The sequence below is a fragment of the Ramlibacter sp. genome, from assembly GCF_041916345.1.
Classification (GTDB): domain Bacteria; phylum Pseudomonadota; class Gammaproteobacteria; order Burkholderiales; family Burkholderiaceae_C; genus Ramlibacter.
In genome coordinates, this window is record NZ_JAYRZR010000134.1 from 1 (window position 1) to 7,316 (window position 7,316).

2 protein-coding genes are annotated in these 7,316 nt (G+C 72.9%); one reads left to right on the forward strand and one right to left on the reverse strand.

Annotated elements, in window-relative coordinates:
- Positions 1–400: 400 nt before the first annotated feature.
- On the forward strand, positions 401–1,411 hold the full coding sequence (locus ACE3T5_RS20360; protein WP_374669936.1) for an RluA family pseudouridine synthase: 1,011 nt from the start codon (positions 401–403) through the stop codon (positions 1,409–1,411).
- Here the strand turns inward: ACE3T5_RS20360 and ACE3T5_RS20365 are convergent.
- Positions 1,396–7,316: tetratricopeptide repeat protein (locus ACE3T5_RS20365; protein WP_374669937.1), on the reverse strand; the 5,921-nt coding region annotated here is incomplete at its 5' end. The genes ACE3T5_RS20360 and ACE3T5_RS20365 overlap by 16 nt on opposite strands.

Sequence of the window (7,316 nt, forward strand, 5' to 3'; positions counted from 1 at the left end):
GACTGACTAGCTCAGCAGGCGCGGCAAGGGCACTGGATGGGGGGCGAGGGGGGCGTGTGCCGCGCAGGCCGCGAAAGCTGCGGCTGGCGGGGCGCCGGGAACGGATGGTCGCGAAGCCGGCCGGTCCGGCGCGGGCAGCAGCCAGCGCCAGAGAGCCAGGAGAAGCGCCATCAGCACGTTGTTCTCGCTTTGATCCGCCTGCCAGCGATGCGTGTGCTGGCGGGCTTGTAATCCGTCTCGTGTTTCAAGGTGTCGGGCCCTGCCGCCACCGGTGGCCGACGATGCGGGCAGGGCCGGCATCGGTGGGTTGCGGGGGCGGTCGGCATCGACCTGCCAGCGGCGCGGTGGCGGACGCTGGACTAAACTGCCAGCCAAATCAACCACTTACATCGTCACGCTAGTGCAACAGATTATAGGGGGCGGTGGGCCCCCTGCAAGCGGGGAGGTCCGATTCCTGACGGTGGGCGAGGAATCGGCGGGCCAGCGCCTCGACAACTACCTGCTGCGCGTGCTCAAGGGCGTGCCGAAGACGCATGTCTACCGCATCATCCGCAGCGGCGAGGTGCGCGTGAACAAGGGGCGCGCCGCCGTGGACACCCGCGTGACGGAGGGCGACGTGGTGCGCCTGCCGCCGGTGCGCGTGGCCGCGCCGGCGCCGGCGGGCACCCCCGCGGCGCCCGCGCGCGAATTCCCGGTCGTGTTCGAGGACGACCACCTGCTGGCCATCGACAAGCCCGCCGGCGTGGCCGTGCACGGCGGCAGCGGCGTGAGCTTCGGCGTGATCGAGCAGCTGCGCCAGGCGCGGCCGGCCGCGCGCCTGCTGGAGCTGGTGCACCGGCTCGACCGCGAGACCTCGGGCATCCTGCTGGTGGCCAAGAAGCGCTCGGCCCTCACGGGCCTGCAGGACCAGTTCCGCGACCGCGAGACCGGCAAGACCTATCTCGCGCTGGTGTCGGGCACCTGGCCCGTCAGCCGCAAGGTCATCGACCAGCCCTTGCACAAGTATCTGCTGGCCGACGGCGAACGGCGGGTGAAGGTGGTGGCCAGGGACGACCCCGACGGCATGCGGGCGATCACGCTCGTGAAGGTGCGCCAGCACTGGCCCGCCGCGGCCGGCCGGCCCGCCTTCAGCCTGCTGGAGGTGACCATCAAGACCGGCCGCACGCACCAGATCCGCGTGCACCTGGCGTCGCAGGGTCACCCGATCGCCGGCGACGACAAGTACGGTGACTTCGAGCTGAACCGGCAGTTGCAGAAGGCCGGGTTGAAGCGCATGTTCCTGCATGCCTGGCGCCTGCGCGTGACGCATCCGGCGCTGGGCGAGGCGCTCGAGCTGCACAGCGATCTGCCGCCGGAGCTGGCGGGCTTCGTGCGCGGGCTGGGCCCGTCGCCGGCTCAGCCCCGCGCCTGACGCCACGCGGCCAGGGCGTCGCGCACCGCCTCGATCAATGGCTCCCACCTGCCCGGGACCTGGCCGCGGAACAGGCGCATGACCCCCGGGTACCAGGGGGAGTCGTCGCGATCCTGCAGCCAGCGCCAGTCGGCGCCGATGGCGGGCAGCAGCACCCAGGTGGGCTTGCCCAGCGCACCGGCGAGGTGGGCCACCGAGGTGCATACCGTGATCACGAGGTCCAGCTGGCTCACCACCGCGGCGGTGTCCGACATGTCCTCGAGGGTGTGGCCGAGCGCGGTGAGGGACTGCCCGGCGGGGGGCTGAAGCGCCTGCGCTTCGCCCTCGCCCTTCTGCAGGCTCACGAACTGCACGCCCGGCACCTGCCAGAGCGGTGCCAGCACCTGCAGGCCGGGCAGCGAACGCAGGTCATCGTTTTCCTGGCCCGGCGCGCCACGCCACACCAGGCCGACCCTCAGACCCGCAGGCAGGCGCGGTGACCAGCGGGCCACGCGCTGGGCATCGGCCTGCAGGTAAGGCAGGTTGGCCGGAATGCGGTCGACCGTGGTGCCCAGCAGGCGCGGCAGATCGAGCATCAGCACCCAGTAGTCGTGCGGCGGGCAGTCCTGCGCGCGGGTGATGACCTGGTCGACGCCGGCCACGCCCCGCATCAGCGGCGCCAGCGCCGGATGGCAGTGCAGGGTGACGGCCTTGGCACCCAGCGGCTTGAGCAGCGACGCGAAGCGCACGAACTGCAGGGCATCGCCCAGCCCCTGCTCCTGCCAGACGACGATGGACCGGCCCGCGAACGGTTGGCCCGTCCACTCAGGCCAGGGCAGGTCGGGTGCCGCCGCCATTGCGGCGCCGGGGCGCCAGAGGCGTCGCGCGCCGTGCAGGGCAAAGCCCTCCTCGAAGCGGCCTTGCGCGAGCAGCAGATGCGACAGCGCGAGCTGCGCGGTCGCGTGGGCGGGCTGCAGCGCCAGCGCGCGGCGCAGGGCGGCTTCGGCCTCCCCATCGCGGCGTGCATGGCGCAGCACCGAGCCCAGGCCCAACCAATGCTCGGCGACTTCCGGTTGCCGCGTGACGGCCTCCCGCGCCAGGGCCTCGGCTTCGTCGAAGCGGCCCGAGCGCGCCAGCAGGATGGCGAGGTTGGTCCGCGCCGCGCTCTGGTGCGCCGCGTCGAGCGCGATGGCCTCCCGGTAGGCGGCTTCGGCTTCGTCCATGCGGCCCGTTCGAGCCAGCAGGCGGCCCAGGTTGTTGAGCGGCTTGGCGTGGGTGGGCCGGGCTTGCGCGGCGCGGCGCAGCAGGGCCTCGGCTTCGTCCGTGCGACGAAGGTCGCCGAGGAGAGTGCCGAGGTTGAGCAGCAGCGTTTCCTGCGCGGGTTCGGCTGCCAGGCCGCGGCGATACACGGCCCCGGCCTCGGCCAGCGCCCCCCGATGCGCCAGCAGCAGGCCCAGATTGTTGAGCGCCCCCACATGGTCCGGCTGCAGGGCCAGGCCCTGGCGATAGGCTGCCTCCGCGCCCGCATGGTCACCGGCGGCACCCATGAGCGCGGCGCGATGGAAGAGCCCTTCGGCCGGTGATGAGGCGGCCACAGGCGCCGGCCGTGCATCGAGCCACCGGCCCAGTTCGCCCGCCATGCGCTCCACCGTGCCGGCCCAGCCTGGCTCGTCGAGCGGCTGGCGGAACAGGCGCATCACGCCCGGGTACCAGGGTGAATCGTCGCGGTCGGTCAGCCACCGCCAGTCGGTGCCCAGCCGCGGCAGGAGTAGCCACACCGGCTTGCCCAGCGCGCCGGCCAGATGGGCCACGGAGGTGTCCACGCAGATCACCAGGTCCAGTTGGCTGACCACGGCCGCGGCGTCGGCGAAGTCGGCGAAGTCGCGGCCGAGGTCGACCAGGGGCTGTCCCTCGGGCGGCTGGGCCGCCTCCGCCTCGCCGGCACCCTTCTGCAGGCTGATGAACTGCAGGCCACGTACCTTCCACAGCGGCGCCAGGGTGGCCAGGCCAGGCAGGGAGCGGTGGGCGTCGTTGCGATGGCCGGGCGAGCCGCGCCAGACGATGCCGATGCGACGGCCAGCGGGCAGGCGCGCGGACCACCTGGCCACCCGTGCCGGATCAGTCCACAGATAGGGCAGTTCGGCAGGGATGGTTTCGGGCGTCGTGTCGAAGCGCTCGGGCAGATCCATGAGCAGCACCCAGTAATCATGCGGCTCGATGGCCGAGACGTTGGTCTCCACGTGGTCCACGCCCTTCAGCGTGCGCAGCAGCGGCGCCAGCGCGGGCTGGCACACGACAGTGAGGCGGCTGAGGCCCAGTTGCTTGAGCGCCTGGCTGTAGCGCACGAACTGGATCGCGTCGCCCAGGCCCTGCTCGGGCCAGATCACCAGGGAGCGGCCTTGCAGCGGCTCGCCGCGCCACTGCGGCCACGGCAACGAGGGTGCGGTCGGAGTCGATTGCTGACGCTGGGGCTGCAGGCGCGCGCCGTGAAGCGGCCAGGCCTCGCGCAGGCGCCCTTGGGCCAGCAGGACAAAGCACAGGTTCAACTGCGCCAAGGCACTTCCAGGGTCAATGGCCAGGGCCTCTCGAAGGACGGCCTCGGCCTCCTGCAGACGTCCTCGCGCGCGCAGCACGAACCCGAGGTTGACGAGGGCATCGGCCATGCGCGGCTGCAGCGTGAGCGCGCGGCGGATGTGGCGCTCGGCCTCCTCCAGTCGGCCCTGGTGCATCATCAGGCTGCCCAGGTTGCTGAGTGCGGGCGCGTGATCGGGGTGGATGGCCAACGCACGCTGGTAGAGCGCCTCGGCCTTCTCGTGCTGGCCGTTGTCGTCCAGCACAGTGCCCAGGTTGCTGAGTATGTCGACACTGTCGGGCGCCATGGCCAGGGCTTCGCGCAGCAGCGACTCGGCTTCATCGGTTCGCCGCTGGATGGCCAGCAGGGTGCCCAGGTTGGTGAGCGCGTGCAGGTGGCGCGGGTCGACCTGAAGGGCCAGCCGGTACTGGGCTTCGGCCTTGTCCAGTTGGCGCTGTTGGCGCAGGAAGTTGGCCAGGTTGTGGTGGATGTCCGCGTGGGTCAGCTCGCCAGCCAGTGCCTTGCGGTAAACCGCCTCGGCCTCCGCAACGCTCTGGTGACCCAAGGCGCTCATGAGCGCGGCGCGGCGTTCGGGCTCAGTGGCCGACGCAGGCCTGCCATCGAGCCACCGGCCCAGTTCGCTCGCCATGCGCTCCACCGTGCCGGCCCAGCCTGGCTCGTCGAGCGGCTGGCGGAACAGCCGCATCACGCCCGGATACCAGGGTGAGTCGGCGCGTTCGTTGAACCAGCGCCAGTCGCAGCCGTGCGCAGGCAGCAGCACCCAGGTCGGCTTGCCCATGCCGCCTGCCAGGTGCGCCATGGCGGTGTCGACGGTGATGACGAGGTCGAGGCCATCGACCACCGCCGCCGCATCGGCGAAGTCCGCGATGCGGTGACCGAGCGCCAGCAGGGGCTGACTGGCCGGCGGCGACAGGGCCTCGGCCTCGCCGGCACCCTTCTGCAGGCTGATGAACTGTGCGCGGCCGCCTGCGGCCACCCACAGCGGGGCCAGCACCCCCAGCGAGGCGAGCGATCGATGGGCGTCGTTGTCGTGGGCCGGCCGTCCGCGCCACACCAGGCCGATGCGCGGGCCCGCCGGGAGAAGCGCCTGCCAGCGCGCACGACGGGTCTCGTCCGCGCGCAGGTAGGGCAGGCGGGCGGGCAGGGTGGCCAGCGTGGTGCCGAGACGTTCAGGCAGGTCCATCAGCAAGGCCCACAGGTCGTGCGCGGGCAGCACGGCCTCGCTGGTGACGACGTCGTCCACCCCGTCGACGCTGCGTGCCAGATCCGCCAGCTCCGGCCGGCACAGCACCGTGAGGCGCACAAGCCCCAGGCCCTTGAGCAGGGGCGCGTAGCGGATGAACTGCAGCAGGTCGCCGTGCCCCTGCTCGGGCCAGATCACGAGCGAACGGCCCTGCAACGGCTCGCCGGACCAGCGTGGCCAGGGCGGCGTGGGCGGGGTGGTGCCGAAGTGGCGGAAGACGGGATCCTGCCGCGCCGCATGAAAGGGCCAGGCTTCCGTGAAGCGCCCCTGGCGCAGCAGATGCAGGCCCAGGCCGAGCCGTGCGCGAGGATGGCCGGGGGCCCGCTTCAGCGCCTCGTGCCACGCCGCTTCCGATTCGCCGGCGCGGTGCCGATCGCCCAGCAGCGCTGCCAGGTTGATCCAGGCCTCGACGCTCGCCGGGTCACGATCCAACGCCGCGCGCAGGCTGGCCTCCGCTTCGGCCCAGCGGCCCGCACGGGTGAGCCAGGCGCCCCAGTGGCTGAGGGCCTGCGCCCACCCGGGGTCGCAGGCCAGTGCGACCTGGTAGGCGGCCTCGGCCTCCGGCGCCTGCCGGCGCGCCAGCAGGTCGGCCAGGTAGAGGCGGGGCTTGGCGTAGTCGGGTTGCGCCTGGATGGCGGCGCGCAGCAGGGGCTCTGCCTCGGTGAGCTCGCCGGCCTCCAGCAGCAGGCTGCCCAGGTTGGTGAGCGTGATGGCGTGGTCCGGCACCCGCTCGAGCGCGCGCCGGTAGGCGGCCATGGCGCGGGCCTTGTCCCCCAGCGCCTGCCGCACCACGCCGAGGTTGTGGTGGGCACCTGCGTGGCCGGGGTGGATGGCGATGGCCTCGTGATAGGCCGCGGCCGCCTCGCGCCAGCGGCCCGCGTCGCGCAGCGCGTTGCCTCGCTGGTAGGCCGCGTCCGCTGTGCCTGCGGGCGCCGCCGGGTGATCGGTGGCGGGCGAGTGTCCGGCCAGGGCCTGCGCCACTTCGCTGACCACCTCTGCCCAGGCCAGCGGTTGGCGCTGCCGGAAAAGCCGCATCACGCCGGGGTACCAGGGCGAGTCGGCACGGCCGCTCATCCAGCGCCAGTCCGTGCCCTGGGCCGGCAGCAGCACCCAGACCGGCTTGCCCAGTGCACCGGCGAGATGGGCCACGGCCGTGTCGACCGTGATCACGAGATCGAGCTGGGCGATCACGGCGGCGGCATCGGCGAAGTCCTGCAGGTCATGGCCCAGTGCGTGCAGCGGCTGCGCATCCGGCGGATCCATGGCGTCCTCGGCGCCGGGACCCTTCTGCAGGCTCACGAAGGACCATCCGGCCACCTGCCACAGAGGGGCCAGCGCCATCAGGCCGGGCAGCGAGCGATGGGCGTCGTTGCTGTAGTCCGCACGGCCTTTCCACACCAGGCCGGCCCGGCGGCCCGGCGGCAGGCGTCCGGCCCACTGCGCCTGCCGCGCAGGGTCCGCGTGCAGGTAGGGCAGTGGAGCCGGAATCGAGTCGAGCGTGGTGCCCAGCAGCCTTGGCAGGTCGCCCAGCCAGGTCCAGGCCGCCAGGGGCGGGCAGGCGCTGGGCTGGGTGAAGACGGCATCGACTCCGTCGGCCGTGGCAAAGAGCGCAGCCAGGCTGGCCGGGCACGACACCACCACGCGCCCCCCAGCCCGCGCCTTGGCGAGTGCCGCATAGCGGATGAACTGGATCGCATCGCCGAAGCCCTGCTCGTGCCAGATCACCAGCGTGCCGCCCGCCAGCGGCCCGCCGGTCCAGCGCAACGCCGCGTCGGGCGGCGGCGGCGAGCCCGAGGCGGGCGCCGGCCCTTCGTGGCGCGCTTCGTAGAGCGGCCAGGCTTCCTGGAAGCGGCCCTCGGCCAGCAGCAGGATGGCGAGGCCCAGCCGCGCGGGAATGTGGGCCGGCTGCCGGGTGAGCGCCTCTCGCAGCAGGGCCTCGGCCTCGCGCGGCCGGTCGAGCGCGCGCAGCACCACGGCCAGGCTGGCCTGCAGGTCGACCGCGTCGGGTGCGATCGCGATGGCTTCGCGCAGCAGGGGCTCGGCCTGCGCCGGCCGGCCGGCCGCGACGAGTGCGGCCGCGTGGTTGGCAA